The 26032-nt window shown below is 72.2% G+C and carries 32 protein-coding genes and 1 tRNA gene; 17 read left to right on the top strand and 16 right to left on the bottom strand.

Going from position 1 to position 26032, the window contains the following annotated elements:
- The first annotated feature begins 97 nt into the window (after positions 1-97).
- Positions 98-1312, top strand: coding sequence for a pyridoxal phosphate-dependent aminotransferase (locus ACIQWA_RS16580; protein ID WP_402482950.1), 1215 nt, complete (start codon positions 98-100; stop codon positions 1310-1312).
- A gap of 19 nt (positions 1313-1331) precedes the next feature.
- Positions 1332-1664, top strand: a complete 333-nt coding sequence (locus ACIQWA_RS16575; RefSeq protein WP_360245635.1) for a YnfA family protein — start codon at positions 1332-1334, stop codon at positions 1662-1664.
- Positions 1665-1709: 45 nt separating this feature from the next.
- Here ACIQWA_RS16575 and ACIQWA_RS16570 read toward each other — a convergent pair whose 3' ends face one another.
- The 3 genes from ACIQWA_RS16570 to ACIQWA_RS16560 form a co-directional block, all read right to left on the bottom strand.
- A complete protein-coding gene (locus tag ACIQWA_RS16570; protein ID WP_402482946.1) occupies positions 1710-3377 on the bottom strand; it encodes a fibronectin type III domain-containing protein in 1668 nt (555 codons plus the stop codon).
- Positions 3378-3651: 274 nt separating this feature from the next.
- Positions 3652-3906: a hypothetical protein gene (locus tag ACIQWA_RS16565; RefSeq protein ID WP_350510191.1), complete on the bottom strand. Its 255-nt coding sequence runs from the start codon at positions 3904-3906 to the stop codon at positions 3652-3654.
- A gap of 153 nt (positions 3907-4059) precedes the next feature.
- Positions 4060-4476, bottom strand: coding sequence for a (2Fe-2S) ferredoxin domain-containing protein (locus tag ACIQWA_RS16560; protein WP_402482942.1), 417 nt, complete (start codon positions 4474-4476; stop codon positions 4060-4062).
- A gap of 179 nt (positions 4477-4655) precedes the next feature.
- On the opposite strand from ACIQWA_RS16560, the gene lepB reads away from it, so the two are divergent.
- Together lepB and ACIQWA_RS16550 are read left to right on the top strand one after the other, a co-directional pair.
- Complete coding sequence (lepB, locus tag ACIQWA_RS16555) at positions 4656-5327, top strand: signal peptidase I (RefSeq protein ID WP_360245626.1); 672 nt, start codon at positions 4656-4658, stop codon at positions 5325-5327.
- A 222-nt stretch (positions 5328-5549) separates the two neighbouring features.
- A complete protein-coding gene (locus ACIQWA_RS16550; RefSeq protein ID WP_402482939.1) occupies positions 5550-6488 on the top strand; it encodes an SGNH/GDSL hydrolase family protein in 939 nt (312 codons plus the stop codon).
- A gap of 107 nt (positions 6489-6595) precedes the next feature.
- Here the strand turns inward: ACIQWA_RS16550 and ACIQWA_RS16545 are convergent, their stop codons facing one another.
- Positions 6596-7732, bottom strand: a complete 1137-nt coding sequence (locus ACIQWA_RS16545; RefSeq protein ID WP_360245620.1) for a HoxN/HupN/NixA family nickel/cobalt transporter — start codon at positions 7730-7732, stop codon at positions 6596-6598.
- Positions 7733-8119: 387 nt separating this feature from the next.
- On the opposite strand from ACIQWA_RS16545, the gene ACIQWA_RS16540 reads away from it, so the two are divergent.
- From ACIQWA_RS16540 to ACIQWA_RS16525, 4 genes are all read left to right on the top strand, one after another.
- Positions 8120-9979 (top strand): CocE/NonD family hydrolase, encoded by a 1860-nt coding sequence (locus tag ACIQWA_RS16540; protein WP_402482937.1) that lies wholly within the window; start codon positions 8120-8122, stop codon positions 9977-9979.
- 48 nt (positions 9980-10027) lie between these two features.
- Positions 10028-10723 (top strand): aspartate/glutamate racemase family protein, encoded by a 696-nt coding sequence (locus ACIQWA_RS16535; RefSeq protein ID WP_402482934.1) that lies wholly within the window; start codon positions 10028-10030, stop codon positions 10721-10723.
- A 62-nt stretch (positions 10724-10785) separates the two neighbouring features.
- Positions 10786-10859, top strand: a tRNA-Met gene (locus ACIQWA_RS16530).
- A 140-nt stretch (positions 10860-10999) separates the two neighbouring features.
- Entirely contained in the window at positions 11000-11593 is a 594-nt protein-coding gene (locus tag ACIQWA_RS16525; RefSeq protein WP_402482931.1) for a class I SAM-dependent methyltransferase, read from the top strand.
- A gap of 57 nt (positions 11594-11650) precedes the next feature.
- Here ACIQWA_RS16525 and ACIQWA_RS16520 read toward each other — a convergent pair whose 3' ends face one another.
- Both ACIQWA_RS16520 and ACIQWA_RS16515 read right to left on the bottom strand, forming a co-directional pair.
- Positions 11651-12220 carry a hypothetical protein gene (locus ACIQWA_RS16520; RefSeq protein ID WP_402482928.1) on the bottom strand — a complete coding sequence of 190 codons (570 nt, stop codon included), beginning with the start codon at positions 12218-12220 and terminating at the stop codon, positions 11651-11653.
- 54 nt (positions 12221-12274) lie between these two features.
- Positions 12275-13336, bottom strand: a complete 1062-nt coding sequence (locus ACIQWA_RS16515) for a hypothetical protein (protein ID WP_402482925.1) — start codon at positions 13334-13336, stop codon at positions 12275-12277.
- A gap of 208 nt (positions 13337-13544) precedes the next feature.
- On the opposite strand from ACIQWA_RS16515, the gene ACIQWA_RS16510 reads away from it, so the two are divergent.
- Positions 13545-14096 (top strand): hypothetical protein, encoded by a 552-nt coding sequence (locus ACIQWA_RS16510; RefSeq protein WP_402482922.1) that lies wholly within the window; start codon positions 13545-13547, stop codon positions 14094-14096.
- Between the two features lie 73 nt (positions 14097-14169).
- Here ACIQWA_RS16510 and ACIQWA_RS16505 read toward each other — a convergent pair whose 3' ends face one another.
- Together ACIQWA_RS16505 and ACIQWA_RS16500 are read right to left on the bottom strand one after the other, a co-directional pair.
- A complete protein-coding gene (locus ACIQWA_RS16505; RefSeq protein ID WP_402482920.1) occupies positions 14170-14874 on the bottom strand; it encodes a DUF4328 domain-containing protein in 705 nt (234 codons plus the stop codon).
- 243 nt (positions 14875-15117) lie between these two features.
- Complete coding sequence (locus tag ACIQWA_RS16500; protein ID WP_402482918.1) at positions 15118-15936, bottom strand: methyltransferase domain-containing protein; 819 nt, start codon at positions 15934-15936, stop codon at positions 15118-15120.
- Between the two features lie 45 nt (positions 15937-15981).
- Here ACIQWA_RS16500 and ACIQWA_RS16495 point away from each other — a divergent pair, with 45 nt between their 5' ends.
- From ACIQWA_RS16495 to ACIQWA_RS16485, 3 genes are all read left to right on the top strand, one after another.
- A complete protein-coding gene (locus ACIQWA_RS16495) occupies positions 15982-16722 on the top strand; it encodes an SMI1/KNR4 family protein (RefSeq protein WP_402482915.1) in 741 nt (246 codons plus the stop codon).
- A gap of 208 nt (positions 16723-16930) precedes the next feature.
- On the top strand, positions 16931-17803 hold the full coding sequence (locus ACIQWA_RS16490) for a hypothetical protein (protein ID WP_402482912.1): 873 nt from the start codon (positions 16931-16933) through the stop codon (positions 17801-17803).
- Positions 17800-18027 carry a hypothetical protein gene (locus ACIQWA_RS16485; RefSeq protein WP_402482910.1) on the top strand — a complete coding sequence of 76 codons (228 nt, stop codon included), beginning with the start codon at positions 17800-17802 and terminating at the stop codon, positions 18025-18027. The genes ACIQWA_RS16490 and ACIQWA_RS16485 overlap by 4 nt, the downstream gene beginning before the upstream one ends.
- Positions 18028-18069: 42 nt before the next feature.
- On the opposite strand, the gene ACIQWA_RS16480 is transcribed toward ACIQWA_RS16485, so the two are convergent.
- Genes ACIQWA_RS16480 through ACIQWA_RS16470 form a run of 3 tightly spaced genes read right to left on the bottom strand, consistent with a single transcriptional unit; the run spans position 18070 to position 18844 of the window.
- Entirely contained in the window at positions 18070-18237 is a 168-nt protein-coding gene (locus ACIQWA_RS16480; protein WP_402482907.1) for a hypothetical protein, read from the bottom strand.
- The gene (locus ACIQWA_RS16475; protein ID WP_402482905.1) at positions 18225-18479 is read right to left on the bottom strand and encodes a hypothetical protein; all 255 of its coding nucleotides are present in this window, start codon (positions 18477-18479) and stop codon (positions 18225-18227) included. The genes ACIQWA_RS16480 and ACIQWA_RS16475 overlap by 13 nt, the downstream gene beginning before the upstream one ends.
- The gene (locus ACIQWA_RS16470) at positions 18476-18844 is read right to left on the bottom strand and encodes an ATP-binding protein (protein ID WP_402482902.1); all 369 of its coding nucleotides are present in this window, start codon (positions 18842-18844) and stop codon (positions 18476-18478) included. Before ACIQWA_RS16470 ends, ACIQWA_RS16475 begins: the two co-directional genes overlap by 4 nt.
- 276 nt (positions 18845-19120) lie before the next feature.
- Here ACIQWA_RS16470 and ACIQWA_RS16465 point away from each other — a divergent pair, with 276 nt between their 5' ends.
- On the top strand, positions 19121-19969 hold the full coding sequence (locus tag ACIQWA_RS16465; protein WP_402482899.1) for a helix-turn-helix transcriptional regulator: 849 nt from the start codon (positions 19121-19123) through the stop codon (positions 19967-19969).
- Positions 19966-20166 carry a DUF397 domain-containing protein gene (locus ACIQWA_RS16460; RefSeq protein WP_402482896.1) on the top strand — a complete coding sequence of 67 codons (201 nt, stop codon included), beginning with the start codon at positions 19966-19968 and terminating at the stop codon, positions 20164-20166. The genes ACIQWA_RS16465 and ACIQWA_RS16460 overlap by 4 nt, the downstream gene beginning before the upstream one ends.
- A 52-nt stretch (positions 20167-20218) precedes the next feature.
- Here the strand turns inward: ACIQWA_RS16460 and ACIQWA_RS16455 are convergent, their stop codons facing one another.
- Positions 20219-20524: a cupin domain-containing protein gene (locus ACIQWA_RS16455; RefSeq protein ID WP_402482894.1), complete on the bottom strand. Its 306-nt coding sequence runs from the start codon at positions 20522-20524 to the stop codon at positions 20219-20221.
- A 71-nt stretch (positions 20525-20595) separates the two neighbouring features.
- Between ACIQWA_RS16455 and ACIQWA_RS16450 the strand changes: the two genes are divergently transcribed.
- A complete protein-coding gene (locus ACIQWA_RS16450) occupies positions 20596-21414 on the top strand; it encodes a hypothetical protein (RefSeq protein ID WP_402482891.1) in 819 nt (272 codons plus the stop codon).
- 174 nt (positions 21415-21588) lie between these two features.
- On the top strand, positions 21589-22221 hold the full coding sequence (locus ACIQWA_RS16445) for a GNAT family N-acetyltransferase (protein WP_402482889.1): 633 nt from the start codon (positions 21589-21591) through the stop codon (positions 22219-22221).
- 60 nt (positions 22222-22281) lie between these two features.
- On the opposite strand, the gene ACIQWA_RS16440 is transcribed toward ACIQWA_RS16445, so the two are convergent.
- The 3 genes from ACIQWA_RS16440 to ACIQWA_RS16430 all read right to left on the bottom strand — a co-directional run bounded on the left by ACIQWA_RS16440 (position 22282) and on the right by ACIQWA_RS16430 (position 24531).
- A complete protein-coding gene (locus ACIQWA_RS16440; protein WP_402482886.1) occupies positions 22282-23181 on the bottom strand; it encodes an aminoglycoside phosphotransferase family protein in 900 nt (299 codons plus the stop codon).
- Between the two features lie 205 nt (positions 23182-23386).
- Positions 23387-23608, bottom strand: coding sequence for a hypothetical protein (locus ACIQWA_RS16435; RefSeq protein ID WP_402482884.1), 222 nt, complete (start codon positions 23606-23608; stop codon positions 23387-23389).
- 68 nt (positions 23609-23676) lie between these two features.
- On the bottom strand, positions 23677-24531 hold the full coding sequence (locus ACIQWA_RS16430; RefSeq protein WP_402482881.1) for a helix-turn-helix transcriptional regulator: 855 nt from the start codon (positions 24529-24531) through the stop codon (positions 23677-23679).
- Positions 24532-24633: 102 nt separating this feature from the next.
- On the opposite strand from ACIQWA_RS16430, the gene ACIQWA_RS16425 reads away from it, so the two are divergent.
- A complete protein-coding gene (locus ACIQWA_RS16425) occupies positions 24634-25368 on the top strand; it encodes an SDR family NAD(P)-dependent oxidoreductase (protein ID WP_402482878.1) in 735 nt (244 codons plus the stop codon).
- Here ACIQWA_RS16425 and ACIQWA_RS16420 read toward each other — a convergent pair.
- Positions 25356-26030 (bottom strand): HAD family hydrolase, encoded by a 675-nt coding sequence (locus tag ACIQWA_RS16420; RefSeq protein ID WP_402482875.1) that lies wholly within the window; start codon positions 26028-26030, stop codon positions 25356-25358. The genes ACIQWA_RS16425 and ACIQWA_RS16420 overlap by 13 nt on opposite strands.
- Positions 26031-26032 lie beyond the last annotated feature (2 nt).

Below are 26032 nucleotides of genomic sequence, written 5' to 3'. Positions count from 1 at the left end.
GTGGATCAGCATAGCCAAAAGGTTGGACTTTCCAAGTGCCTACTTGGTAGAACAAAGCGGAAGCAACGGCGCGGTGGTGACGGTCGGGAGGCCGCAGATGGAGTTTCGGCAGTCCAGCAAGCTGAACGACGTGTGCTACGAGATCCGGGGCCCGGTGGTCGACCAGGCCAACGCCCTGGAGGAGGCCGGGCACAGCGTGCTGCGGTTGAACACCGGCAACCCGGCGCCGTTCGGTTTCGAGGCGCCCGAGGAGATCATCCAGGACATCATCCGCAACCTGCCCTCGGCGCACGGCTACAGCGACTCGCGCGGCATCCTGCCGGCCCGCCGCGCCGTGGTGCAGTACTACCAGCAGCGCGGGGTCCAGGGCGTCGGCGTCAACGACGTCTACCTCGGCAACGGCGTCTCCGAGCTGATCCAGATGGCGATCACCGCCCTGGTGGACGACGGCGACGAGGTGCTCGTCCCGATGCCGGACTACCCGCTGTGGACGGCCTCCGTCCGGCTGGCCGGCGGCAAGGCCGTGCACTACCTGTGCGACGAGGCGGCCGATTGGTACCCGGACCTCGACGACATCGCCGCCAAGATCACCGCCCGCACCAAGGCGATCGTCGTCATCAACCCCAACAACCCGACCGGCGCGGTCTACCCGAAGGAACTGCTGGAGGGGATCCTCGACCTGGCCCGCCGCCACCAGCTGATGGTGCTGGCCGACGAGATCTACGACAAGATCCTCTACGACGGCACCGAGCACCACTGCCTGGCCGCGCTCGCCGACGACGTGCTCACCCTCACCTTCAACGGCCTCTCCAAGGCCTACCGGGTGGCCGGCTTCCGCAGCGGCTGGCTGGTCGTCTCCGGCCCCAAGCAGCACGCCACCGACTACCTGGAGGGCCTGACCATGCTCTCCGGCATGCGGCTGTGCCCCAACGTGCCCGCGCAGTACGCCGTCCAGGCCGCGCTCGGCGGCCACCAGTCCATCAACGACCTGGTCCTGCCGAACGGCCGGCTCACCGAGCAGCGCGACATCGCGGTCAAGGCGCTCAACGAGATCCCCGGGGTCAGCTGCGTCAAGCCCAAGGGCGCGCTGTACGCCTTCGCCAAGCTCGACCCGGCGGTGCACCGGATCGTCGACGACGAGCGCTTCGTGCTGGACCTGCTGCTGCGCGAGAAGATCCACGTCGTCCAGGGCACCGGCTTCAACTGGCCCCGCCCGGACCACTTCCGCTTCGTCACCCTGCCGCGTGCCGACGACCTGGAGACGGCGATCAACCGGATCGGGCGCTTCCTGGCCACGTACCGGCAGGTCTGACCCCGTACGCTCACGGACCATGACCGTTCTGCGCTCCGTCGTCCTGTTCGCCCTCGCGGCCGTCGCCGAGATCGGCGGCTGCTGGCTGGTCTGGCAGAGCGTGCGGGAGCAACGGCCTTGGTGGCTGGCCGGGTTGGGCGTGGTGGCGCTGGGCGTGTACGGCTTCGTGGCGGCGCTCCAGCCGGACGCCGAGTTCGGCCGGGTGCTGGCCGCCTACGGCGGGGTGTTCGTGGCTGGCTCGCTGCTGTGGGGCATGGCCGTGGACGGCTTCCGGCCGACCCGCTACGACGTGCTGGGCGCGCTGATCTGCCTGGCCGGGGTCGGCGTGATCATGTACGGGCCCCGGCGTTGAGCTCTTCGCTCCTCAACACCGGGGCCCGGTAGGCGGGTTCGGCGACTACCAGCCCCAGCCGCCACCCTCGCCGTCGTCGTCGCTGTTGGAGTCCCAGCCCTCGCCGACCTTGCGCAGGATCGTGTAGTGGTCGATCTGGGTGCCGTTCTCGGCCAGCGCGGTGACCTTCATGGACGACTTCTGGCCCAGGTGGGCCGGGGTGACGTCGACCTTGATGAAGGAGTAGCCGGTGTAGCGGACCCGCGACCACTGGATGGTCTCGGGGGTCTTCACCCGGCCCTTGCTCCAGTAGTAGCTCTGCACCTCGTCCTGGTGGTTCTCGTGCCCCTCGTAGGTGTCCGGCACGTCGAACTTGTACAGGCTGCGGCCGGCCGCGCCCGCGGTCACGTAGACCACGCCGTCCTTGGCCGGCTCGATGGTGGCACCGCTCGGCACCTGCTTCGAGACCTTGTTGCCGAGGATGGCGTCGGTGCGCTCGTAGATGTGGTTGTGGCCGTTGATGACCAGGTCCACCCGGTACTTCTCGAACAGCGGCACCCAGGCCTCGCGGACGCCGCCCTCGGAGGCGTGGGCGACGGTGGTGGAGAAGGCGCAGTGGTGGAAGAAGACCACGACGAAGTCGACGGTCTCGTCGCCCCGCAGGTCCTTGAGGGTGCGCTCCAGCCACTTGGTCTGCTTGTTCGCCGAGATGCCCAGGTTGGCCGGGATCTCGTAGGAGACGTCGTTGGCGTCCAGCGAGATGACGCCGACGTTCTTGTACCGGAAGGTGTAGACGCCGGGGACCTGGCGCGGGTCCGGGCCGTTGTCCGGCAGGAAGAAGCGGGCGTTCTCGCCGCCGTAGCCGTTCGGCGAGTACCAGGCCTCGACGTCGTGGTTGCCGTACGCGACCATCCACGGGATGTCGGCGGCGACCGTCTCGGTCTGGACCAGGAAGTCGTCCCAGGTCTTGGCGTTGAAGACGGACTTGTCCGGGTCGGTGCCGGAACCGGCCGGGTCGGCGTAGCAGATGTCCCCGGCGTGCAGGTGGAAGGCCGGCTTCTGGGCCTTGATGATGTTGTCGTTGCCGGCCGCGTGGGAGCTGACGCCCTGGTCGCCGAAGGCGGTGAAGGTGAACGGCTCGTACACCTTGCCCCAGCGGTGGTCGCGGGAGGGCGCGGTACGGAAGGTGTGCAGGGTGGAGATCTGCTGCTGCGAAGCCGGGTCGAAGCCCTCGTGGCCGACACCGTAGTAGTAGGTGGTGTCGGGCTGGAGGTCCTCCAGCGCGACGTGCAGGTAGTACTGGTCCACCGGCTTGCCGGTCGGGGTCAGCGCCGGGGTGTGCAGCGCGCGGACCTCGGCCTGGATCTTGTGGCTCAGCTCCCACGGGTGCTTGCCGAAGCGCAGGAACGGCTTCTTGACCGGCGCCGGGACCTGCCAGGAGATGCGGAACTGGGTGTCCGGCTCGGCGCCGAACTGGAGGTGACGCCCGACCGGCGCGACCAGCGCGCCGTCGATGCCGGCCGTCGTGGCACCCGTCAGGAGCTGGGGGCTCGCCGGGGCGGCGAAGGCCGGCGCGCTGCCCAGTGCACCGCCGACGGCGACGGCGCCCACGGTGACGGCACCGGCGCGCAGCATCCGGCGGCGGGAGAAGCGGGCCCGCAGGTACTCGTGCTGCTCGGCCGTGCTCATGCGGTCGGCAAGCTTGGCCGGCACGCCCATCTTGGGGATATCCATGCGCGGGACTCTGTCAGCGGCGCGTTGACCGCGCGCGGCCTCCCGGTGAACGGGGGTCAGCGCATCGGCCACTCGAACACCAACGTTCGACCATGGTTGGGCAAAGAGCATGTCCACATCGAAGTGATGTCGGATCATCGGCCTGGGTCGGGCTGGTGGTTCAGGCGCGGGTGGTTCAGGCGCGGGTGGTTCAGGCGCGGGTGGTTCAGGCGCGGGTGGTTCAGGCGCGGGTGGTTCAGGAGGACGGCTCAGGAGGGCCGCTAAGGGGGGCAGTTCAGGAGGACGGTTCGTCCCAGAGGTTCGCGGACCGGTTGCCGGTGCCGTCGCAGGTGCGGCAGATCTCGTCCCGGTACGCCTGCTTGGCGCCGGTCGCGTCCACCCGGTAGCGCACGTACACCCCGGTGCCGTCGCAGAGGAAGCAGTTGCCGCCCCCGCCGCCCACCTCGGTGGTGCCGGTGCCCTGGCAGGTGCGGCAGTTGAGGCCGGCGGTCCGGCCGGTGCCCGCGCAGATGCGGCAGACCGTCGTCATCGTCTTCCTCCCGTTACGCGGAACCGCTCGACGCCACCGGTCATGGTAGTGGGCCGACCCGGGGACCGCGCCGGGCCGCAGACCTGACGAATCGTCAGCACTTCGCGCGCCCCGCCGTCCCAGCGGCCCCAGGGGCCCCAGCGGTCCCCGCCGTCACTCCGGCAGGCCCTCGCGGACCCGGCGGGAGACCGAGATCAGCTGGAGGTCGAGCAGCCCCGGCGGATCGGCGAGACCCGGCCCGCCCGCCCGCACCCAGGCGGCTATGTCGTCGATCATCTCGTCCATCAGCACGAAGCCGAGCCAGACCGGGCGACCGCCCGCCGCCCGCCCCTCAGAGGACGGCCCGACCACCACCACGTTGGACTGGGAGCAGACGTCCAGGCACTTGACCGCCCGGACCCGGCCCGCCGGACCGACCGCCGTCCGCAGCCGCTCGTACTGCCCCGCGTGGTCCACCCCGGGGTGCTTCGCCTCGGCGCCGCAGCAGCAGCCCCGACAGACGGTCACGGTCACCGGGGAGCCGGCACCCCGCTTGCCGTCGCGGTCGCGGTCACGCTCTCGGCGGCTCATCCGCGCTGGTCCCCCTCCTGGTCGGCGGCCCGGTTCGACGGCACGCTCTGCACCGGAACTGTACCTGTCAGCCCACCGGGCATCGAGGGCGGCCGGGGGCACCGAGGCCCCGGCCGGCCTGAACTAGGATCCGGCCGACGGTCCGAGCCGCGGAGCGGGCGGGGAAAGGGGACGGGCGGATGCCGAAGCGGAGGGCCCGCGGCCTGTGGTTCGCGGTGGCCGTGGCGGTGCTCGGCCTGCTGTGCGGGGCGCTCGGGCTCTCGGTGGTCCTGACCGGCGGCTACTCCCTGCACCGCATGGACGGCACCGCGATGGAGCCGGGACTCCGGCCGGGCGACCGGATGCTGACCGACCGGGTCGCGGCCGCGGACGTGCGGCGCGGCGAGCTCTACATCGCCGACGCGCCCTGGGGCCCCGACCGCTCCCCCGTGTTCCGGGTGATGGCGCTCGGCGGCCAGCGCATCAGCTGCACCGGCGGGCGGCTCAGCCTCGACGGCAGGCCACTGGACGAGCCGGCCGACCGACAGGACGGCACCTGCGCCCACGACTTCGACGTCACCGTCTCCCCCGGCCGGGCCTTCCTGATGGGCGATCGGCGCGACACCGCGGTCGACTCCCGGCAGCACGTCGAGGACGACCGGCAGGGGACGGTCGACCTGGCCCGGCTGACCGGCCACCGGGTGGTCTGGCACTCCGGCGGCGACTCCCCCGTCCTGCCCGGCAAGCTGATCGGCGCCGCGGCGCTGATGGTGCTCGGGGCCCTGGTCACCGTGTTCGGGGTGCTCGCGGCGGTCGTCATCGCCTCCTTCGCCGCTGCCCGGCGGCGCACCCCGGCCGGCCCCGCCGAGTGAACCGAATTCCCCTCCCGCACGTATCGGCGGCAATTCCGAAACGCGGTGGAGCGGAATTCGAAATGGCACCCGGTGTCATCTGACGGGATTTCCGGAAATTCCGCCGTAACCTATGGACGGCTGCGAAACCTGGAAGTAACTTACCTGCGAGTAGTACGAGTAGCAGCTGTGGCCCGGCTCGGCACGACCCCCACCCGTCGTTTCTCTCCCCCAGGAGGAACCGTGCTCCGCCCTGCCCGGAATTCCCGGCGACTCCGCAATTCCAGCGCCCTCGCGGCCGTCGCCGTCGGCGCCGCCCTCGCGCTCACCTCCACCACCGCCCAGGCGGCCACCCCCGCGCCCAGGCACTACGTGGCCCTCGGCGACTCCTACGCCGCCGGCGCCGGCGTCCCCGGCCAGTCGGCCGGCCTGTGCCTGCGCTCCGACCACAACTACGGCCACCTGGTCGCCGCCTCGCTCAAGGCCGGCGCGTACACCGACGTCACCTGCGCGGCCGCCAAGGTCAAGGCCATGACGCAGCCCCAGTACGACGCCTTCATCCGGGTCAACGACCCGCAGCTGGACTCGGTGAGCGCCGACACCGACCTGGTCACCCTCGGGATCGGCGGCAACGACCTCGCCAGCAGCGACCTCGGTCTCGGCGAACTCGTCGCCACCTGCGTCGCCGGCGCGGTCGTCAACCCGCTCGGCACGCCCTGCAAGGACGTCTACCACCACGGCTACTTCGACTGGCAGACGTGGTCCTGGCAGTACGGCAACGACGACCTGGCCGAGCGGATCACCACCACCATCGCCCCGCAGATCGCCGGCACGCTCCAGCAGATCCACGCCAAGGCCCCCAAGGCCCGGGTGCTGCTGGTCGGTTACCCGTCCGTGCTGCCCGCCGACGGCTCGACCTGCGTCCTGCGCCAGCCGGTGACCCCGGGCGACGTGGAGTACATGCACGGCGTGCTCGACAAGCTCAACGCCGCCCTGAAATCCACCGCGGCCGCCAACGGCGCGACCTACGTGGACACCGCGACACCGACCCGCGGGCACGACGTCTGCTCGGACGACCGCTGGATCGAGGGCGCCCTGCCCGGCTCGCCCGCCGTACCGTTCCACCCGAACGCGACCGGCGAGAAGGTGATGGCGGACGCGGTGCTCGCCGCGCTCAGGTAGCCGCCCGTGCGGCGGTCTGACCGGCTCCCGCTTGCCATGGAAAAGCACGAGGGGCCGGTGACCAACGGTCTGGTCACCGGCCCCTCGGCCCGCCTGCGGGCGGCGCGCTACTCCGCGTCGGCCGCGGAGCCCGCCGCCAGGCCCGCCGACCACTTCTCCTCGACCCGGCCGAACTTCCAGAACGCGATCGCCCCGGCCCAGGTCAGCACGAACAGGCCGACGATCGCGTAGCCGACGAAGTTGAGGTCCAGCCCGCCGATCCAGGCGATCGGCCCGCTGGTGATGTCCAGCTTCTCGCCGATCAGGCCGATCAGCTCGACCAGGCCGATGACCAGCGCGACCAGCACCGACAGGCCGGTGACCGTCAGGTTGTAGTAGATCTTGCGGACCGGCTTGGAGAACGCCCACTCGTAGGCGAAGTTCATGAACGAGCCGTCGATGGTGTCCAGCAGGCTCATCCCCGCCGCGAACAGGATCGGCAGCGTCAGCAGCGCGTACCAGGGCAGCGAGAACGCCGCCGCGCCGCCGGCCAGCACCAGCAGGGACACCTCGGTCGCGGTGTCGAAACCCAGCCCGAACAGCAGGCCCACCGGGTACATGTGCCAGGGCTTGGTGACCGCCCGGGTGACCTTGCCGAGGATCCGGTTCATCAGCCCGCGCCGCTCCAACTGGCGCTCCAGCTCCGCCTCGTCGTACTCGCCGACGCGCATCCGGCGGAACACCTTGAGGATGCCGTTGAAGGCGCCCAGGTTGATCAGGCCGAGCAGCAGCAGGAAGGTGCCGGAGACCGTGGTGCCGATCAGGCCGGTCATCCGGTGCAGGGTCGAGTCGTCCGCCTCGACCTGGTCCGCGAGCGTGCGGATGCCGAAGGCCAGCAGCGCGCAGAGGCCGAAGACGATCGAGGAGTGCCCGAGCGAGAACCAGAAGCCGACCGACAGCGGCCGCTTGCCCTGGCCCATCAGCTTGCGGGTGGTGTTGTCGATCGCCGCGATGTGGTCCGCGTCGAAGGCGTGCCGCATGCCGAGGGTGTAGGCGGTCAGGCCCATGCCCGCGCCGAAGACCTGGCCGCCGACGTCGTAGTGCTCGGGCGCCACCAGCGCGAGCAGGGTGAACCAGCCGATGACGTGCAGCGCGAGGATGAAGCCGCCCATCCCGGCCAGCCGGATCCACTCCTCGCGGGTGAGCCGGTCGCGCCATCTGACGGCTGGGGCACCTGCCGGGGCGGCTGTGGCGGCGCTGGGCATCGTGGGGTCCTTTCTGGGGCGGGCGGGCTCGGACGGGTCCGGGCCGGTCGGGACTGGGACGGCCCGGTCCAGGACGGTCCGGACACGGGCTGAGACCGTCCGGGCCCGGGCTGAGCTGGGCGAAGCTGGGCCATCTTTCCCCCCTCGGGCGAGCAGTTGCAAGTCATGTGCAAATGCCGGACGGCAGCGAACCGATCCACGACGGCGCAGGCCGGGGGCGCGCGGCACACAGCCGCACGCCTGCGCGGCGTCACCACTGCGGGGCGCTCATCAGGAAATCGCCCGATTCCTCCCCTAGGGTCGGAGGGGCCGAGCCCGCGGCGCGGCCCCCGAACGCGCCGCGGGCCGCTCGGCGCTCACCGGCCCGGGACCCCGATGGGAGCGGCCATGCCGTCGTACCCCTTCCACACCACCCGCGAGGACCTGCGCATCCCGCTGCCCGACGGCACGGAACTCGCCGCCCGGCTCTGGCGCCCGGTCAGCGACGAGCCCGTCCCCGTCCTGCTGGAGTACTCGGCCGACCGCCTCGGCGACCGCACCGCCGCCGAGGACGCCCGCCGCCACCCCTGGTACGCGGGCCACGGCTACGCCGCCGTCCGGGTCGACACCCGTGGCCACGGCAACTCCGGCGGCCTGCCCGGCGAACCCGGCGGCGAGCAGGAACTCACCGACGGCGCCGCCGCCGTCGACTGGCTCGCCCGCCGCCCCTGGGCCAACGGCCGGGTCGGCCTGCTCGGCGTCGGCGCGGCCGGCACCACCGCGCTGCGGCTGGCCGCCCGGGTGCCCGAGACCGTCGGCGCGGCCGTCACCGCCTGCCCCGAGGGCGGCCACCGGCTCGGCGGCGCCGTCCTCGCCGCCGACCTGCACACCCGGCTCACCACCCTGATCTCCGACGCCGCGCTCCCCCCGGACCCGAGCCGGCTCGGCGACGCCTGGCGGCCCGGCTGGCTGGCCCGGCTCGAATCCCTGGAACCCCCCGTCGACACCTGGCTCGCCGCCGGGGGCACCACCGTGCCGGTCTCCGTCCCGGTCCTCGCCGTGGCCGGCTGGGGCGACCCGTCCTGCTCCTTCGTACTGCGCCTGCTCGCCGAGTCCCCCACCGCGCACGCCCTGCTCGGCCCCTGGCCGCACGGCCTGCCCGAGGCCGCGCTGCCCGAGACCCTGCGCTGGTGGGACCACTGGCTGCGCGGCATCGACACCGGCGCCGTCAAGGAACCCGCCCTGCGCAGCTGGATCAGCACCCGCTGGACCGGCGAGGACGTCTGGCCCTCCCCCGACGTCCGGGAGATCCACTACGACCTCGACGGCCAGCTGCGCACCGCCGGCACCGCCTCCCAGGACCGGTACGTCCCCGTCCGCTCCCCGCAGCACACCGGCCTCAACGCCGGCGCCTACGTCCCGTACGGCCGCCCCGCCGACCTACCACCGGACCAGCGTGAGGAGGACGGCCGCTCGGTCTGCTTCGACTCCCAGCCGCTGCCCGAACCCGTCGAACTGCTCGGCGCACCCACCGCCCGGCTGCGGCTGCGCCCCGGCGGCGGGCCCGCCCAGGTGGTCGCCCGGCTGTGCGCGGTGGGCCCCGACGGCACCTCCACCCTGCTCACCCGCGGTGTGCGGGCCGCCGCCGGCCCGGACGTCGAGGTCGAACTCGCCGCCTTCGCGGCCACCGTCCCGGCCGGGCACCGGCTGCGGCTCGCGCTCTCCTCCGTCTACTGGCCCTGGGTGTGGCCGAGCGCGGACGACACCGGGTACGCCGTCGACCCGTCCCACTCCACCCTCGTCCTGCCGGTCCGCCACCTCGCCGCGGACGCCGGCGCCGCACCCGTCACCCTCGCGGCCCCCACCCTGCCCGACCCGCTGGACGTCCACCTCACCGAACCGCTCACCGCCCGGCCCGAACACGTCACCGTGCACGACATCGGCCGCCACGAGTGGCGCAGCGAACTCTCCCCCGCCAGCGACGGCACCCGCACCTACCCCGACGGCCTGGTCCGCGACGAGCACACCGTCACCGCCTACCGCATCCTCACCGGCGCCCCGCTCAGCGCCCAGGCCCGCACCGACCGCACCGTCCGGCTGGAGCGGCCGGACATCGGCTGGGACGTGACCGTCCAGACCCGCGCCCAACTGCGGTGCGACGCCGGGCACTTCATCAGCGTGGTGCAGGTGCGGGCGCTGGAGGCGGGGTCGGTGGTGTTCGCCCGGGAATGGCAGCACCGGGTGGCACGGGAGGGCACCTCAAAGTAATCCTTATGCAATTGATTTCCTTCTCCCCTCCGGCTTATAACTGGCCCCATGAAAACCCTCGGCCTTATCGGCGGCATGAGCTGGGAATCCACCGCCGAGTACTACCGCACCCTCAACGAGCTCACCCGCGACCGTCTCGGCGGCCTCCACTCCGCCCGACTGGTGCTCCATTCCGTCGACTTCGCCGACATCGAAGGGCTCCAGGCCGCCGGGCGCCGGGAGGAAGCCGGGGCGGTCCTCGCCGACGCGGCCCGCGGCCTGGAAGCCGCCGGCGCCGACCTGCTGCTGATCTGCACCAACACCATGCACAAGGTCGCCGACCAGGTCGCGGCGGCCGTCTCCATCCCCCTGCTGCACCTCGCCGACGCCACCGCCGACGCCGTCCGCGCGGCCGGCCTGCGCCGGGTCGGCCTGCTGGGCACGGCCTTCACCATGGAGCAGGACTTCTACCGCGGCCGCCTCACCGCCGGCGGCCTGGACGTCCTCGTCCCGGGGCCCGACTCCCGCGCCCTGGTCCACCAGGTGATCTACCAGGAACTGTGCCTCGGCCTCGTCCGCGAGGAATCCCGCGCCGCCTACCGCCGGATCATCGCCGACCTGGTCGCCGCCGGCGCCGAAGGCATCATCCTCGGCTGCACCGAGATCGAACTCCTCGTCCGCCCCGAGGACAGCCCCGTCCCCCTCTTCCCCACCGCCCGCCTGCATGCGGAGGCCGCCGTCACCGCCGCCCTGGCCGACGACTGACCCACCCGAGCAGGAATCTGGTTTGTGATCACCCGTTTGTGCCGTAGAGTCGGGACTACCGACGCGGGGTGGAGCAGCTCGGTAGCTCGCTGGGCTCATAACCCAGAGGTCGCAGGTTCAAATCCTGTCCCCGCTACTCAGCTTGAACTCGCGATGCCGGCCGTCTGCACAAAGCAGCGCAAGCCGCCCTGCAGTTCGCGACTGCTCCGGAGGCCTTTCGGGCCGCCACCGGACACCCCACACTCATGCAGTGCAGCACATGGCAAGCTGGTGTCGATGCGCGAGGAACGTCCGTACTGGAACACCAACGTGGCGCGGCACCCCGGGATCCTGCGGGCGGCGCCGCCCGGGTGCGGGGCCGCGCTGGATGTCGGGTGCGGGGACGGATTGTTGGCGGCGAAGCTCGCGCGGCGGTGCGGGCGGGTGGTCGGGGTGGACAGCGATCCGGGGATGGTCGCGCGGGCGCGCGCAGCCTACGGCGAAGTCACGTTTCTGGAAGGGGACTTCCTCACCCTCGATCTACCGGACGGCGGCTTCGACTTCGTCTGCTCGGTGACGGCCGTGCACCACATGGACCTCACCACCGCCCTCGCCCGGATGCGTGAACTGCTGCGCCCCGGCGGCGTGTTGGTGGTGGCCGGCCTGGCCCGCGAGGAGACGGCGGCGGACTGGGCCCGCTGGGTCGCGGCCGCCCCGCTGGTGCGCGCGGTGAAGGCGCTGCGCCGGGCGTCCGGCCCCGAGAGCATGCCGACGGCCGCACCCGTGATGAGCTACCGGGAGGTGCGGGAGGCAGCCGGGCAGGTGCTGCCCGGGGTGCGCTACCGGTGGCACATCCTGCGGCGCTACTCGCTGACCTGGCAGAAGCCCTGAGCCCTCGCGCCCAGGTCCCTGCCGTGGTGGACGGGTACTGCTGAGGACCGAGACCGGTCAGCGCTGGGCGATCGCTGCGGCCAGCAGCATCGCGGCGGGGAGGGGCGCGATCGTGATGAGGAGGAGGCCGAGCAGCCGGGCTCCGGAGGCGTACCACCGGGTCGGTTCGAGGCCCAGGAGCGCCTTGGCCCACGGTGAGACGTAGCCCGCGCCGTGGCGGCGCACCGCGTCGGTGACGAGGTGGGTGTCCTCGTCGGCGACGGTCAGGATCACCCACCCGCCGGAGCGGTCGGAGAGGGAGACCAGTGTCGCCGAGCCGGCCCTCGACACCATCTCCCAGGCGCGCACCGTCCGGAGTTCCGTCAGGTCGACCTCCCGCGCACCCGACCAGGTACGGGCCCGGGCCACCCCGCCGGCCACCCGCCAGCCCGTCCGCCGTGCGGTGCCCGCGTCCATCAGGATCGCGGGGCCGATCGTGGCGACCAGGCCGGGCACGACCAGCGCCCCCGAGCGGGCGAAGGCCGGTCCGACCACGAGCGGCGGCACGACGATCGCCAGCAGGAGCACGGCCCAGCCCACGACGAAGAACGCGCGCCGTCTTCGGACGGCACCGGTCGAAGTACTCACCGCGCGACCATAGACCCGTCAATCCCCCGGCCGCCATGCCGTTTCCCGGCAACCTCAGGCGGATCTCCCCGCACCCCGCACCTCCCCAGCGGGCTGGTCACCACCGGCGTCCGACCCGGGCTCCTGCCGCGCGGGCGTCGCCGTGGGCTCGATGGCGTTCTCCCCCCGCACCGTCCGAAGGACCTGGACGAGGCGCACCGCCTCGCTGAGGCCGAACCGGTGCGCCAGCAGCAGGAAGGTGAGGAGCGGGACGGTGATCGCCGCCAGCGGCGCGGTGACGAAGGCGGGCAGGCCGAGCATCCCGGTCGTGACGGCCAGGGAGATGGTGACCAGCAGCGCCGTCACGGCCGCCACGGCCAGCCGTCGCCCGTCGGCGCGGTCCGGCGACTCGGGGGCGCTCGTCGGCAGGTCCGGTGGCTGCCCGTGCTCCCTGAGCAGGTTGGTGAACTGCCCGTCGGCGACCTGCTCGGCGATCACCGCCGCCAGTTCGGCCAGCTTCCGGGTAGCGCGGTCCCGGTCCGGCAGCAGCTCGTCGGCGGTCCGTTCCAGGAGGGCGGCGACCTGCCGGGCGTGTTGGCGCAACTGCTTGCGAGTGGTCGGCCGGGCTCCGTAGTCGGTCGCGACCGGGCCCGTCGCATCGACCAGGGCCTGCCCCAAGGCCTGTGCCACCTTGCTCAGTCGGGCGGCCTCCGGGTGCCCCGCACCTGGCTCAGCGGCCTGGGCGCACGCCCGCAGGAGGTCGAGCGCCGGGAGCACCGGTTTGCCGGCGGGCCTGACGGCGACAGCCCTCACCGCGCTGCGCAGCACGGCCGCCACCGTGAACGCGGCTGCCGAGTAGCCGAACACCTGCGCCACGGTCACCTTGTCCCGGTGGGTCGGACAGGGGCTGAGCTCCGCACCTGGCCCGGGGAGCCATCCCCCAGGCGTGCAGTTCCCCTTCATCGCCGTGAAGAGGAATCCGGTCACCATCACCGCGAAGAGGCCGGTGGCGAAGATCCGGAACACGACCTGCCCGTCGGCCTGGTAGATCAGTGCGCGGCGCAGCAGTGCCACGTCGAGCGGCACTCCCAGGACGGCCCGGAGATCCTTCGCCCCGGTGGCCGCGCGCCGTTCCACCGTCCGATGGTGCAGGCGCCGCAGCGGGCGCCACCACGGCGGTGCCACAGGCGGAGCCACGGACTGTGGCACCGGCGCCAGGGACTGAGCGAGCGTCATGGCACACAGCTTGCCCGCCGCCTACGACAGTCGGCGGGCGGGGGAGATATCCGCTTCGGCGCGGCCGGTGCACCGGGTACCGTTCGACGACGGTCGAGGAGGTGCGGGATTGGTGCGGCCAGCGCTGCTGGTGGACGTGGACGGGCCGTTGAACCCCGATGCGGCGAAGCCGTACCGGCGGCCGGAGGGTTACCGGACCCACCGGCTGATGACCCCGCGCTGGGAGGCTGCCGAGCGGCGGCGGCTCGCGTGGTGGGGCACGCCCCACAAGGCGCCGAAGCCGCTGCGGGTGTGGCTCAACCCGGAGCACGGGCCGGCGCTGGCGGCGCTGCCCTTCGACCTGGTGTGGGCGACGACCTGGGAGGAGGAGGCCAACTCCTTCATCGGCCCCCTGCTGGGACTGCCCGAACTGCCGTACATCGCCTGGTCCGAGCCCCGGCCGGAGCCGGTCGGCGGGGTGTTCTGGAAGACCCCGGAGATCGTCGCCTGGGCGCAGGGCCGCCCCTTCGCCTGGGTCGACGACAACATCACGGACGCGGACCGCGCCTGGGTCGCGGCCCACCACCCCGGTCCGGCGCTGCTCCACCACGTCGACCCGAAGGTCGGCCTGACGGCGGGCGACTTCCGCCGACTAGCGGCCTGGGCGGGCTCGCTGGCCTGACGGCATGGGAAGAGCGCACAGGAAGTCGGCTGGACCGATTTCCTGTGCGCCCGCGTCGTGGAGCGGGGGCGGCTCAGCTCTCGACGGCCGAGACGTGCACCCCGTACGAGGTGGCGGCGGTGTGCTCGGCGAAACGTTCCTCCTGCATGGTCGTCACCTTGCTGACCACCAGGACGGCGAGGACGGCGGCGACCAGTTCGAGTGCGTCGGAGGCGATCAGCCAGGCCGCGCCCTGCTGGTAGGCGTCCGGGTAACGCGCCGCGTCGATGTCCTGGTTGCCCAGCGCGTCCACCATGTTGGCCAGGCAGAAGCTGACCCACCAGAGGTTGATCAGCGTCGTCGGGAGCGGCGTCCGCACCCCGGACGCATCCGGCCGGACGCCGGCCTGCCAGATGTCACAAGCGATCCGCCAGGGGAACCAGAGGAAGATCACGGGCGTGAACCAGCCACCGACCGCCCAGCCGCGGCTGTGCCGGTGCCCGTACGGGCTCAGCCACTCGGCGTTCACCCGCACCCGGTGGAACCAGCCGAGGAACGTGACCGCCGAACCCGTCAGGGTCAGGCCGTACAGCAGGAGAGCGACCAGGTCGAGCCAGTACGGGACGCCGAACGCGCTGTCGTCGCCGAACTCGACGGCGCCCGGCAGGTCACCCGCCGCCCGGTACCGGAGGACGTCGACGACGAGTTGGAGCAGCGTGACCGCACCGCAGACGACGAGCAGGACGATGGCGGCGGTGGCGAGCGATCTCGGCGACCGGTACGCGGCGGGCGAGGACATGGGTGAACGACTCCTGGAGTGGACCGAGGTGACGGGGCGCCGCCTCGGCGGCCCCGGCGGCCACGTGCACGAGTACGTGCACGAGCTGCGTGCGCGGCCAGTATGGCGGCAGACTCGGACAGCGGGGCGGATACACAGGAAGTCGGCCGGGCCGACTTCCTGTGCAGGCGAACTCAGCGGGTGGACAGGCCGGGACGGACCAATCCGGACCGTCCCGTTCCGCCCCTGACCGTCCCGATCGGCTCAGCCCGGCAGGTGACCGATCGCGGCGAACATCGTCACGGAGAAGTGGAAGGCGCCCCGCTCGGCCGCCGCCGTGAGGTCGGCGTACAGGTCGTCGCGCTGCGCCTCGGTGAGCAGCCCGTGGGCGACGGCCGCCGTGGCGAGACCGCGCAGCAGCGGCCAGGGGACGGTGTCGGGGTCGTGCAGCAGGACGTCGGCGCCGACGTGGTCGACGGTCAGGCCCGCCGCGGCCAGCCAGCCCGTCAGGTGGCGTCCGGCGTCCGGGGTACTGGCGGCGGCCCGGGCGACGGCGGCCAGCCCGGGGTAGGCCTCCGGGCCGGCCGGGTGGAGGAGGAGGGTGGCCCAGTCGGTGTCCAGCAGGGCGACCCGCCCGCCCGGCCGCAGCACCCTGGCCATCTCCGCCACGGCCTGCGCCGGATCGTCCAGGTGCTGGAGGACGCGCTCGCACCGGACCGCGTCCAACGCGCCGTCGGGCAGCGGCAGGGCGAGCGCGTCGCCGTCGAGGAAACGGGCGGCGCTGCCCGCCTCGGCGGCGCGGCGCTCGGCGACGGCGCGCAGGCCCGGGTTGGGTTCGAGCCCGGTCGCGGTGCCGTCCGGGCCGACCGCCGCGGCGAGGACGAGGGTCTCCGAACCGGTGCCGGAGCCGATGTCCAGCACCCGCTCGCCGGGGCGCACCGCCAGGCGCGCATACGCCCACTCGCGCAGCCGCCGCACCCCGGGGTTGGCGGCCTGGACGTCCAGCGCGGTGACCAGCCGGTCGGTGGTCGCCGGGTCGGCGTTGGGGATGTGGAAGGCCGAGAAGGGCTGCGGGTCCGCCATGGCTGCCAGTGTAGGAGCGCAGGCCGGTCGCTAGAGTGACCGACCGTGCTGAACACGGACTGGGACCAGGTGGGAAAGCGGCTGCGCGCGCTGTACGAGAAGCGGGCCGGGTACCGCGGCGGGGCGGCCGGTGAAGCTCCGGCGCCACCGCTCACCGAGGCCCAGGTCGGCGGGGCGGAGCGCCAGTTCGGCATCACCTTCCCGACCGACTACCGCGACTTCCTGCTCCGGGTCAGCGCGGGCGGCTGCTTCCCCAGGGAACTGCGGCACGGCCCGGACGGCTGGCACTGGGCGGGTGACGAGCACACCGACCGCTCCCGGCTGGGCACGCCGTTCCCCGATCACGACCGCGCACTGGCGACGGCCGACGCGGTATGGGACAACCCCCCGCGCGAGGAGGACCACCGGCGCCCGGAGGAGTGGCTCGCCGCCCGCACCGCCTGGGAGGAGGCCGCCGAGGCGGCGGAGGCGGACCGGGTCACCGGCGCCGTGTTCCTCAAGGGCCACGGCCACGGCTTCTCCGCCCTGCTCGTCGTCACCGGCCCGCACCGCGGCACCATGTGGTTCGACGGCCGCCCGACCTGCGACCGCCTCAACCCGCTCCTGACCGACGACGGCCGCCCGGCCACCTTCGCCGAGTGGTACCTCGACTGGCTGGCCCGCGAGGAACCCCTGATCACCCCGGAACAGCGAGAGGCCGACAGGAGGCACCACCACCACGGCAAGGACACGCCCATCTGGCTGCGCTGGTTCGACACCTGGGGCGAGGAGAACTGCGGTTACTGAGGATTCACGACGGGCCAACCCCTGGCGTGTGTAAGCTGGTTGCGTTGATGTGGCAACAGGCCCACACACTCGGTCACCGGCGGCCGGGGTGGGCGAAGGGCTCCGGAGAGTCACCCGCAGGCGTTGTCCCTCTTCATCCGTACGCACAGACAGACGCACCTGTCTCTCCAGCCGCCGCCGGACGGCTCCGTGGGGGGATTGGAGTCGCATGTCCGCGTCGGACAATGTCACCCGTCTGGCCAGGCGCATCCAGCGGCTGAGCGGTCTGCCACTCTGGCGGGCTCGTGAACTCGCCGGGCAGGTCAGGGTCTTCATCAAACACTCGGTATCCGACACCACCGATCCTGGCCAACTGCGCTTCGAGGCCATGGTGGTGAGCGCTCTCGCCAACGTGTTTCGCGATCGTCAGCGCGACGGTGCCGTGCTGGGGGTCCTCTTCACGACGCACGACGGAGACGGGCTCACGCTGCACCTCCACCCGGCGATGGCCGACGAGGCGGTGGGCCAACTGCTGGTCGGCCCGATGGCAACGCACCGCATGGTCGGGGGAGTCGCCGGCGTGCGATGGTCCGTCCGAAGCGGGCGGCTCGTGATCGAGAGCGCGATCCTCCCTGCCCGCATCACTCTGCTGCGAGCCGACGGCGCGCCGCTCGGGGCGCCCCGCGAGCTCCCGGGCGAGTTCGTGATACCGGTCCACCAGGCCGAAGTCACCCGCGCCGACAAATGGGACCAGGCCGACGCCCCGGACGTCCGCGATCTGCTGTGGAGCAGGCTCCTGCGGCGTCCAGCCCTGCTGAACCGGGCCGCCGCCGCTCACGGAGTGGCCAACTGTCACACCCACGGCATGTCCGACCTGGTGATCGAATGGTGCTGCGGCGACAGCGTGGAGGCGGTCTTCGCCGCCATGCTGGCCCACGGCCTGGCCGACGGGCTCGATCCGATGGACGCCGCCGAGCTCTACAGCACCTCGGCGACCGCAATGATCGGCGGTCGAACGGTCGTCCTGAGGCGACATGGCCTCTGCGATCACGGGGGCCCTCCCGACGCCCCCGCCTCGGACTGGGCGGAGGCCGTCCGATGACCCCCACCGTTGCCCTGGCCGGCGCCCTGCTGTGCGGCGTGGTGAGCGGAGCGATCCGGGCGTGGCGGGACGTCCTCGTGCTCCGTCGCCTGGAACGCCTGATGACCGGGTGCACCGCCCGCCAGCGTGCCGAGGTGGCTCAGACCATCGCCGCGTCCTTCCGCCGTCCCGGCCGACCCCAACTGCCCACCGCTGTAAGGGAGGTCAACGAGTCCGACCAGTAGCCGCCCGGCGGGTCCGACCGGGCGGCGCGGGTTTCAGCGGAGTCAGGCCACCGGTTGGCGGTCGCGGGTGGGAGGCGCGGTGGGAGGCGCGGCGGGAGTGGCGTCGTCCGGGCGGTGGGGCATCCGCAGGACGGCGACCGCACCGAGGCCGACGACGGCGATGGCGAGGATCAGGAGGGTGAGGAGAGCGAGGCCGATCAGGAGTCGCACGGGGTGTCGTCCTCGGTGGTGTCGTGGGAGCGGAGGAGGGCGAGGAGGTTGAGCACCGTGCTGGTCGGCGCGTTGCCGAAGCGGACGAGGACTCGGCCGTCCACGACGCTGTCGGTGGTGGCGGAGGGCCACAGCAGACCGAACTTCCGGCCGCGCTCGGCGAGTTCGGCGAGCAGACGGGTGATGTCGGGCTCGGTGTAGGTACGGATGCGCGGGTCGGCCGGCTCGATCGGGGCGCTCACGCGGCGGCGTCCAGCTCGAACCACACGGATTTGCCGGTTTTGCGGGGCTCCGTGCCGAAACGGTGGGTGAGCGAGCGGACGAGGTGCAGGCCCCTGCCGGAGACAGCGAACGGGTCGGAGTCCTCGCGCGGGGAGGGGAGGACGGGGCTCCCGTCACTGACCGAGACGCGGAGCACCTCCCCGATGATGAGGACCACCACGATGGGCGCCGCACTGCCGCCGTGGCGCCAGGCGTTGACGAAGAGTTCGAGGAGCGCGAGCTCGGCGTCGGCGACCAGGTCGGGCTTCCACCCGGCGCGCGAGGTGGCCTCGCGCAACTCCTCGCGCGGGGCCGACCAGTCAGGGGGGAGTTCGAGGGAGAACACGAAGATACCTCCGTGGGGCGAAATGGATCATTCATCGCCGCATACCGGCAGGCACGCCTCAGGCAACGGCGAGATCACAGGGCCACCGAACACTCAATGCATGCGGCCCGCTACTCTCAGCATGGAGCCTATGCGACACCTAGCGCAACTCACTCGCCATAAGTCGCAATTTTGCAAATCGAACCTGAATTCGGCGACTTAGACTGCTAGTTGTCGGTGGCGCCACGGCCTTTTGCACGGGCAGACTGGTCAACTGACAGCTCAGGAGGGGACAAGATGGCAGTCTCGACCGTTCGTCGACGGCGGCTCGGCGGTGTGCTGAGGAAGCTCCGTGAGGAGCGGAAGCTCACCGCAGAAACAGTCGCGGACGCCACCGGGATGAGTCAGGCCAAGCTCACTCGGATCGAAACCGCCCACACCGCAGCCAAGGTCGAAGATGTAGAGAAGCTCCTCGACTTCTACGGTTGCGACGACGAGGACTATCGGGCCGGGCTGATCGCCATCACCAAGGATGGGAGCAAGCGCGGCTGGTGGCTGAGCTATCGCGATGTCATCAACACCACCACAACCGATCTGATCCTTCTGGAAGCCGACGCCGTCACCTATCGAACGTATGAGCCGGCGTTCATTCCAGGCCTCTTCCAAACCCCCGACTATGCGCGCATCGTGATCAATCGGCTGCGCATCAGCTCTGGTGGATCGGTAGAGGATCTCGTTCAGGTTCGGATGGCACGCCAGTCCATCCTGACGCGCCCGAACCCCGTGCAGGTGTGGGCCGTCATCCATGAGGCCGCCCTCTGCTCGAACGCAAACCGCCCGGAGATCATGGTCCCGCAGTTGGACCGGCTCCTGACGCTCAGCAGCTTGCCCAACATCAACATTCAGGTCATGCCAATCGGTGCGGCAATCCATGCGGGAATGACTGGAGCCCTCGCACTGATGGGGTTCCCGCAGCGGCAGGACCTGGATGTTGTCCTGGTCGAAGGGCTGTTGAGCAGCATGTGGGTCGAGGATCCAGCCGATGTGGAGATCTATCGGGCGAAGTTCCAGGAGATCACAGCTGAAGCGATGTCCGTCGACTCTTCGCTCGCGTTCATCACCGCACAGAGAGACAAGATCAAGTGACCGACCTGACCTTCAAGAAGTCCACATACAGCGCCGGAGATGTCAACTGCGTCGAGGTCGCCATTCCGAGCGGCCCCAACTCCTACATCCGCGACTCGAAGGACCTCTTCGGCCCGATACTTGTGTTTGATCGCGCAGCACATGAGGCCTTCATCAGGGCCATCTCCGCCGGGGAGTTCGACTTCGGTCTCCTCTGAGCGCCCGTGATCGCGGTGCCTCGCCCCTTTCCGGGCGAGGCAACGCTCATCATCAGTCCTCCCCGACCTCCACGATCAGCAGGGTTCCCCGGCTGCCCGCGCGTACCGCGTGCCGGGTGCCCGCCGGGATGCGGCACAGCTCCCCTGCGCCGACCGTCAGCTCCTCACCACCCAACTCCAGCTCCAGGACGCCGTCGGCGACCACCAACACCTCCGCCGTCCCGTGCACCTCCTCCGGCAGCTCCCGGCCGTCCATCCGCAGCACCTTCACCGCCGCCGTCCCGACCCGCGCCAGCACCACCGACCGCCACGCGTCCGACAGTTGGGCCGCCTGCTCCTTCACGTCCACCAAGCTCATGACCAGGGACGCTACCCGCGCCGGCCCTCATTTTGGTTGACCGTTCGGCAAAACCTGCCAGGATCGCCGGGGTGAACGCTCGCGCGCTGTACGAGGCGCTACTCGACACCGACGGCCCCTACGACGAGGTCATCGCGCCCTGGCTCGACCAGGCCGCCACCGCCGACTACCGCGCCCACCTCCACCTCGCCGCCACCCATCGCACCCACTGGTGGACCGAGGACAAGGACCTCCTCCAGGAGCTCTACGCCCTCAGCCGGGTCAGCGACTACCTGCTCCTCGACCCCCAACTCCCGCCCCACCTCCACCTCTTCACCGCCCTCGGCATGACCCCGGTCGCCGAACAGCACCCCTTCGACCCGTTCCTGCACGAGATCACCGAGGTCGAGCAGGCCGAGGACCGCGACTCCCCCATCGAGATCCTCGAGGTCCGTCACCCCGGCCTGATGCTCGGCGAGCTGCTGTTCAGCCGCGCCGGCGTACGGGTCCGGGCCGGCGCCGCGCACGCGGAACGCGGGGTGGCCGACCGCTGGCCGCTGTTCTGGACGCACCGCCGCGCCCACCGCCCCACCCGGGACCTCTCCCAGGGCTGGGGCGGCAACTCCCAGTGGCGCACCGACTTCCGCCTCGACTACCGCACCGCCGACGGCGACCTGCTCAACGTCGCCGAGGACGCCCCGATCGACGGCCGCCCCGACCTCGACCCGAACGCCTACGGCAACCTCGGGCCGGACGAGCGCCTGCTCACCCCCGCCGAGCGCCGCGAACTCCTCCGTCACCGCACCCTGCTGCGCACCCCCGCGACCCCCGCCGAAACCGGCCCCGCCTGGGCGGCCGAGCTGTGGCCCTTCGAGTGGCGGCTGCCGCCGACCCCAGGTGAGGCCAGGTGAGTGCTGGATCACTGCACATGATCAAACCGCTTGATAGGTAGAGACCCATGGAAGAACTCATACGTCTCGACGACGTCGAGGAAGCCGCAGCCGGAGACGGGCACCTGCTGTGGGCAGCACGGCGGCCGACTCGGCCCGGGAGTGCGGGCCTGGCGCCACGGGACGGCCCTCGCGGTGGCGAGCCCCGATCTCTCCGCGCGGGACCGGCTGGCGGTCAGGGGCAGTGCCGATGACGCCGCACGGCTGGTGCGGCGCGTGCTGACCGAGGTCGGCCCGACCTACCGCCCCGTCGGCCAGGCGTCGTTGATCGAGTCGCTGGCCGACGCGATCCCCGGTCTGTCGCTGTTCCCCCGGTTCTACTGGATGGAGACCTCGACCGTACCTGCTCCGCCCGCCGTCGCGGTGGAGTGGCTGGACGAGGTGACGGTGAAGGAGGCGACCTCGCTGTTCGACCGCTTCTTCCCCGACTCGTTCGCGCAGCCGGGGGACGGCGGTGCGCACCGTTGGGCCGGGATCGTCGACTCCCTCGACAGCCGCACCCCACCGGAGCCCCTGGCCGTGGCGGCGGACGTCTGGTCGGCGGCCGGTTGCGGGTTCATGGCCGGCGTGTGCACCCACCCCGCCGCCCGTGGGCGCGGGCTGGCGCAGGCCGTCTGCGGTTTCGTCCTCGGGGAGTTGGTGCGCCGGCACGGGCGGGCCGCCCTCATGGTGCACGGCGGGAATCAGTCGGCGATAGCCGTGTACGAGCGCCTGGGTATGGCCAAGCGGCCCCTTGCGGGGGCTCAGGTCACCGCCTCCCCGTCGTAGCAGCCCGTCAGGCGTCCCCTCCAGGCTGCCTCAGCGCTCCTCAGGGCTCCTCAGGCCTCCTCACGCCTCCCTGCCGTGGTCGGCGAGCAGTTCGCCGAGCACGTACCGGGCGGTGCGCGCCATCCGGGGGTTGCTGTCGCCGTAGTAGTCCAGCTCCGCCAGCGCCACGGACAGCGCCCAGCCCCTCCCCCGCTCCCAGGCCGCGTCATCGGCGCCGACGGCCGTCCGGAAGGCGTCACGGGCCGAAGCCGGGAGCACGTACCAGGCGGGGAGCAGGTCCACGGCCGGGTCGCCGAGGCCGGCGCAGCCGAAGTCGATGACGGCGCTGAGCCGGCCGGGCCCGTCGACCAGCAGGTTGCCGGGCTGGAGGTCGGCGTGGATCCAGACCGGCGGCCCGGGGTGCTCGGGCGCGCCGAGTACCGCCTCCCACAGCCCGGTTGCCGCCGCCGCGTCCACCACGCCCGCCAGCGCCGCGATCGCCCGCCGGACCGCCGCGTCCCGCGCCGCCAGCGGCTCGCTGCGGTAGGAGGCGGGGGCGCCCGCCGGGTCGGCCCGGTGCAGCGCGGTCACGAACGCGGCCAAGTCAGCGGCCAGCAGGCCCGGTTGACGTACGTCCCCGGCAGCCGGGTTGGCCCCGTCCAGCCAGTGCAGCACCGACCACTCCCACGGGCAGCCGTCGAGCGGCTCGCCCAGGGCCACCGGAACCGGTACGGCGACGGGCAGTTCGGGTGCCAGTCGGCGCAGCCAGGTGTGCTCCTTGCCGATGTCCTCGGCCGCCCCGGGGATGCGCGGGATCCGCACCACCAGCTCGGCGCCGAGCCGGAACATCGCGTTGCTGGTCCCGGCCGAGTCCACCCGCTCGACCGGCAGGCCGGCCCACTGCGGGAACCGTACGGCCACCATCCGGCGGACCAGCGCCTCGTCGAGGTCCACTTCGTCCGCGTGCATCTTCTGGGGCATGGCGCCCGACCCTGCCAGCGCCGCGAGCCCCCGGCAAGCGAATTACCAGGACACGACCTGCCCCAAGTGGGCCACGACGTGCAGGCCGCCCTTGCCCCGGTGCCGCTCGATGGTCTCCGCCACCCCGGGGGCGCTCTCCTCCACGCTCAAGTCGGCCCCGCCCCGCCCAGCTCAGGCCCCGCCCGGCCTCAGGCCCCACCCCGCCTCAGACCCCGCCGCGCCAGACGCCGGTACGGATCCACCGCCGGCTGACGCCGCCGGCCACGAAGGGGCCGACCAGCATGGACAGCATCCACAGCCCCACGCTGGCGGGCGAGTAGATGTAGTAGTGCCACTGATTCGGAAGCAGCACCGGCAGCAGGAGCGACGTGACGAGCGCCCCCCAGGTCGCCATCCAGACGATCACCGCGCGCGCCACGACGTCCATGCGCCCGTGCCTCCTTGCCCCCTCCGACTTCATTTGAACGCGTTCAATATAGCCGAGGACGCGCCCGCTCAACCCCGCACCGCGAGATCCTGACCGCCCAGCACCTTGAGCAGCCGCAGCGCCGAGTGCGAGGGCGTGCCGGGCGCGGCGGTGAAGAAGATCGTCCACTGGTCCCGGTGCGGGTCGTGCAGCGCCTCGCAGTCGAGGTCGAGCGGACCGACCACCGGGTGCAGGATGCGCTTGTGGGTCGAGCTGCGGATCTCGACGTCCTGCTGCGCCCACAGCTCGCGGAACTCGGCGCTGGCCGCGAGCAGCCGCTCGACCAGGCGGCGCAGGCCGCTGTCGGCGGGGTAGCGGGCGGCGGCGGCCCGCAGGTCGGCGACCACCCGGCGGGCGAACCGGGCCGCGCCGTCCGGTTCGTGGCGGGCACGGGACTCCGGGTCGGTGAAGAAGCGCCAGATAAGGTTGCGCTCGCCGGGCGGCTGGGCGGAGAAGTCGCCGAGCAACGCGGCCGCCATGGCGTTCCAGGCGAGGACGTCGCGGGCGGCGCTGCAGACCATGGCCGGGGTGTCGTCCAGCCGGTCGAGCAGGTGCAGGATGCCGGGCCGCACGTCGCGGGACATGCCGCTGGGCGGCAACGGCGGTTCGCCGACCAGGTGGTGCAGGTGGGCCGTCTCGTCGTCGGACAGCCGCAGCGCCCGACTGATCGCCCCGATCATCTGCCGGGACGGGCGCGGCCCCCGGCCCTGTTCGAGCCGGATGTAGTACTCCACCGACATGCCCGCCAGCTGCGCGACCTCCTGGCGGCGCAGGCCCGGGATACGGCGCCGCCCGCCGGCCGGCAGGCCGACGTCGGCGGGCTGGATGCGGGCGCGCCAGCGCCGCAGGAAGGCGGCCAGCTCCGCCCGGTCCACGTGTTCCACGCCCCCAGTCTGGCCCCGCCCCCGCACGCCGACCATGGCACTCCCGGTACCACCCTCGACAGTGCTCTCCCGGCCCGGCCGCCGCCCGGCCAGGGTCGAGGCATGACCACCAACCGCATCGTCCTGATCACCGGCGCCAACAAGGGCATCGGCCTCGCCACCGCCACCGAACTCGCCCGCGCCGGGCACACCCTGCTGCTCGGCGCCCGCGACCTTGAGCGCGGCGCCGCGGCCGCCGCCACCCTCACCGCCGAGGGCCTGACCGCCCGCGCCGTCCGCCTGGACGTCACCGACCCGGCAACCGTCACCGCCGCGGCCGCACTGGTCGACGCCGAGTACGGCCGACTGGACACCCTCGTCAACAACGCCGGCATCACCCGGGACCTCGGCACCACCCCGGAGAGCCTGCCCCTGGACGACCTGCGCGCGACCTACGAGACCAACGTCTTCGGCGCCGTCACCGTCATCAACGCGATGCTGCCGCTGCTGCGCCGCTCCCCGGCCGCGCTGATCGGCAACGTCTCCAGCGGCCTCGGCAGTTCCTCCGTCCTCGCCGACCCGGACACCCCGGCCGGCCAGGTCGCGGCGCTGCTCGGCTACAACACCTCCAAGGCCGCGCTGAACGCCGTCACCCTGGTCTACGCCCGCACCCTGCGCGCCGAGGGGATCAAGGTCAGCGCCCTGGAACCGGGCCACTGCGCGACCGACCTCAACCACCACTCCGGCCCGTCCGACGTCCAGGAGGGCGGCCGCCGGATCGCCCACCAGCTCGGCGCGGCCCTGACCGGGCCGACCGGCCGGTTCTTCCACCCCGACGGCGGCTTCTACCCCTGGTGAACCGCCCCGGCGGCGATCAGCGCGGGCAGCTCCCGCATGTCCCGGAACACCACCGTGCCCGGCCCGGCCAGCCGCGCCGCCGCCGTGACGCCGCCCGCGTAGCCGAGCGCCCGCATCCCGGCGGCGCGGGCGGCCGTCACCCCGGGGCCGCTGTCCTCGACCACCACGCAGCGGGCCGGGTCGACGCCCATGCTGCGCGCGGCGTGCAGGAACAGGTCGGGCGCGGGCTTGCCGCGCCCGACCTCGGTGGCACTGTAGATCCGGCCCTCGAAGCGCCCGTACAGCCCGGTCCGGCCCAGGGTGTGCCGCATCTTCTCGTGCGTACCGCTGGACGCCACGCACATCGGCAGCCCGAGCCCCGCCAGGGCGTCCAGCGCCTCCGGCAACCCGTCCACCGGCGTCAGCCCGGCGTCCACGGCCTCGGCGTGCAGCTCGCGGAACCGCTTGTCGAACAGCGTCGCGGCCTCCTCCCCGAGCCGCTCCGCCACCATCGCGTGGTTGGCCGCCTCCGACCGCCCGACGAACCTCTCGACCACCTCGGCCTCGCCGAGCGGCCACCCGAGTTCGGCGGTCAGCCGCCCGACCACGCGCACGGCGATCACCTCGCTGTCCACCAGGACGCCGTCGCAGTCGAATATCACCAGGTCTATCGGCTCGATCATCC

This window comes from Kitasatospora sp. NPDC098652, from assembly GCF_044760155.1.
In the GTDB taxonomy this organism is placed as follows: domain Bacteria; phylum Actinomycetota; class Actinomycetes; order Streptomycetales; family Streptomycetaceae; genus Kitasatospora.
Note: the sequence above shows the minus strand (reverse complement) of the source record. Positions and strands in the feature narration are given on the sequence as shown.

Excerpts from the sequence above, each read along its gene's own strand:
- ACIQWA_RS16580 (WP_402482950.1), top strand. The coding sequence starts at position 98 with ATGGAGTTTCGGCAGTCCAGCAAGCTGAACGACGTGTGCTACGAGATC.
- ACIQWA_RS16575 (WP_360245635.1), top strand. The coding sequence starts at position 1,332 with ATGACCGTTCTGCGCTCCGTCGTCCTGTTCGCCCTCGCGGCCGTCGCC.
- ACIQWA_RS16570 (WP_402482946.1), bottom strand. The coding sequence starts at position 3,377 with ATGGATATCCCCAAGATGGGCGTGCCGGCCAAGCTTGCCGACCGCATG.
- ACIQWA_RS16565 (WP_350510191.1), bottom strand. The coding sequence starts at position 3,906 with ATGACGACGGTCTGCCGCATCTGCGCGGGCACCGGCCGGACCGCCGGC.
- ACIQWA_RS16560 (WP_402482942.1), bottom strand. The coding sequence starts at position 4,476 with ATGAGCCGCCGAGAGCGTGACCGCGACCGCGACGGCAAGCGGGGTGCC.
- lepB (WP_360245626.1), top strand. The coding sequence starts at position 4,656 with ATGCCGAAGCGGAGGGCCCGCGGCCTGTGGTTCGCGGTGGCCGTGGCG.
- ACIQWA_RS16545 (WP_360245620.1), bottom strand. The coding sequence starts at position 7,732 with ATGCCCAGCGCCGCCACAGCCGCCCCGGCAGGTGCCCCAGCCGTCAGA.
- ACIQWA_RS16540 (WP_402482937.1), top strand. The coding sequence starts at position 8,120 with ATGCCGTCGTACCCCTTCCACACCACCCGCGAGGACCTGCGCATCCCG.
- ACIQWA_RS16535 (WP_402482934.1), top strand. The coding sequence starts at position 10,028 with ATGAAAACCCTCGGCCTTATCGGCGGCATGAGCTGGGAATCCACCGCC.
- ACIQWA_RS16525 (WP_402482931.1), top strand. The coding sequence starts at position 11,000 with ATGCGCGAGGAACGTCCGTACTGGAACACCAACGTGGCGCGGCACCCC.
- ACIQWA_RS16505 (WP_402482920.1), bottom strand. The coding sequence starts at position 14,874 with ATGTCCTCGCCCGCCGCGTACCGGTCGCCGAGATCGCTCGCCACCGCC.
- ACIQWA_RS16500 (WP_402482918.1), bottom strand. The coding sequence starts at position 15,936 with ATGGCGGACCCGCAGCCCTTCTCGGCCTTCCACATCCCCAACGCCGAC.
- ACIQWA_RS16490 (WP_402482912.1), top strand. The coding sequence starts at position 16,931 with ATGTCCGCGTCGGACAATGTCACCCGTCTGGCCAGGCGCATCCAGCGG.
- ACIQWA_RS16485 (WP_402482910.1), top strand. The coding sequence starts at position 17,800 with ATGACCCCCACCGTTGCCCTGGCCGGCGCCCTGCTGTGCGGCGTGGTG.
- ACIQWA_RS16465 (WP_402482899.1), top strand. The coding sequence starts at position 19,121 with ATGGCAGTCTCGACCGTTCGTCGACGGCGGCTCGGCGGTGTGCTGAGG.
- ACIQWA_RS16455 (WP_402482894.1), bottom strand. The coding sequence starts at position 20,524 with ATGAGCTTGGTGGACGTGAAGGAGCAGGCGGCCCAACTGTCGGACGCG.
- ACIQWA_RS16440 (WP_402482886.1), bottom strand. The coding sequence starts at position 23,181 with ATGCCCCAGAAGATGCACGCGGACGAAGTGGACCTCGACGAGGCGCTG.
- ACIQWA_RS16435 (WP_402482884.1), bottom strand. The coding sequence starts at position 23,608 with ATGGACGTCGTGGCGCGCGCGGTGATCGTCTGGATGGCGACCTGGGGG.
- ACIQWA_RS16425 (WP_402482878.1), top strand. The coding sequence starts at position 24,634 with ATGACCACCAACCGCATCGTCCTGATCACCGGCGCCAACAAGGGCATC.
- ACIQWA_RS16420 (WP_402482875.1), bottom strand. The coding sequence starts at position 26,030 with ATGATCGAGCCGATAGACCTGGTGATATTCGACTGCGACGGCGTCCTG.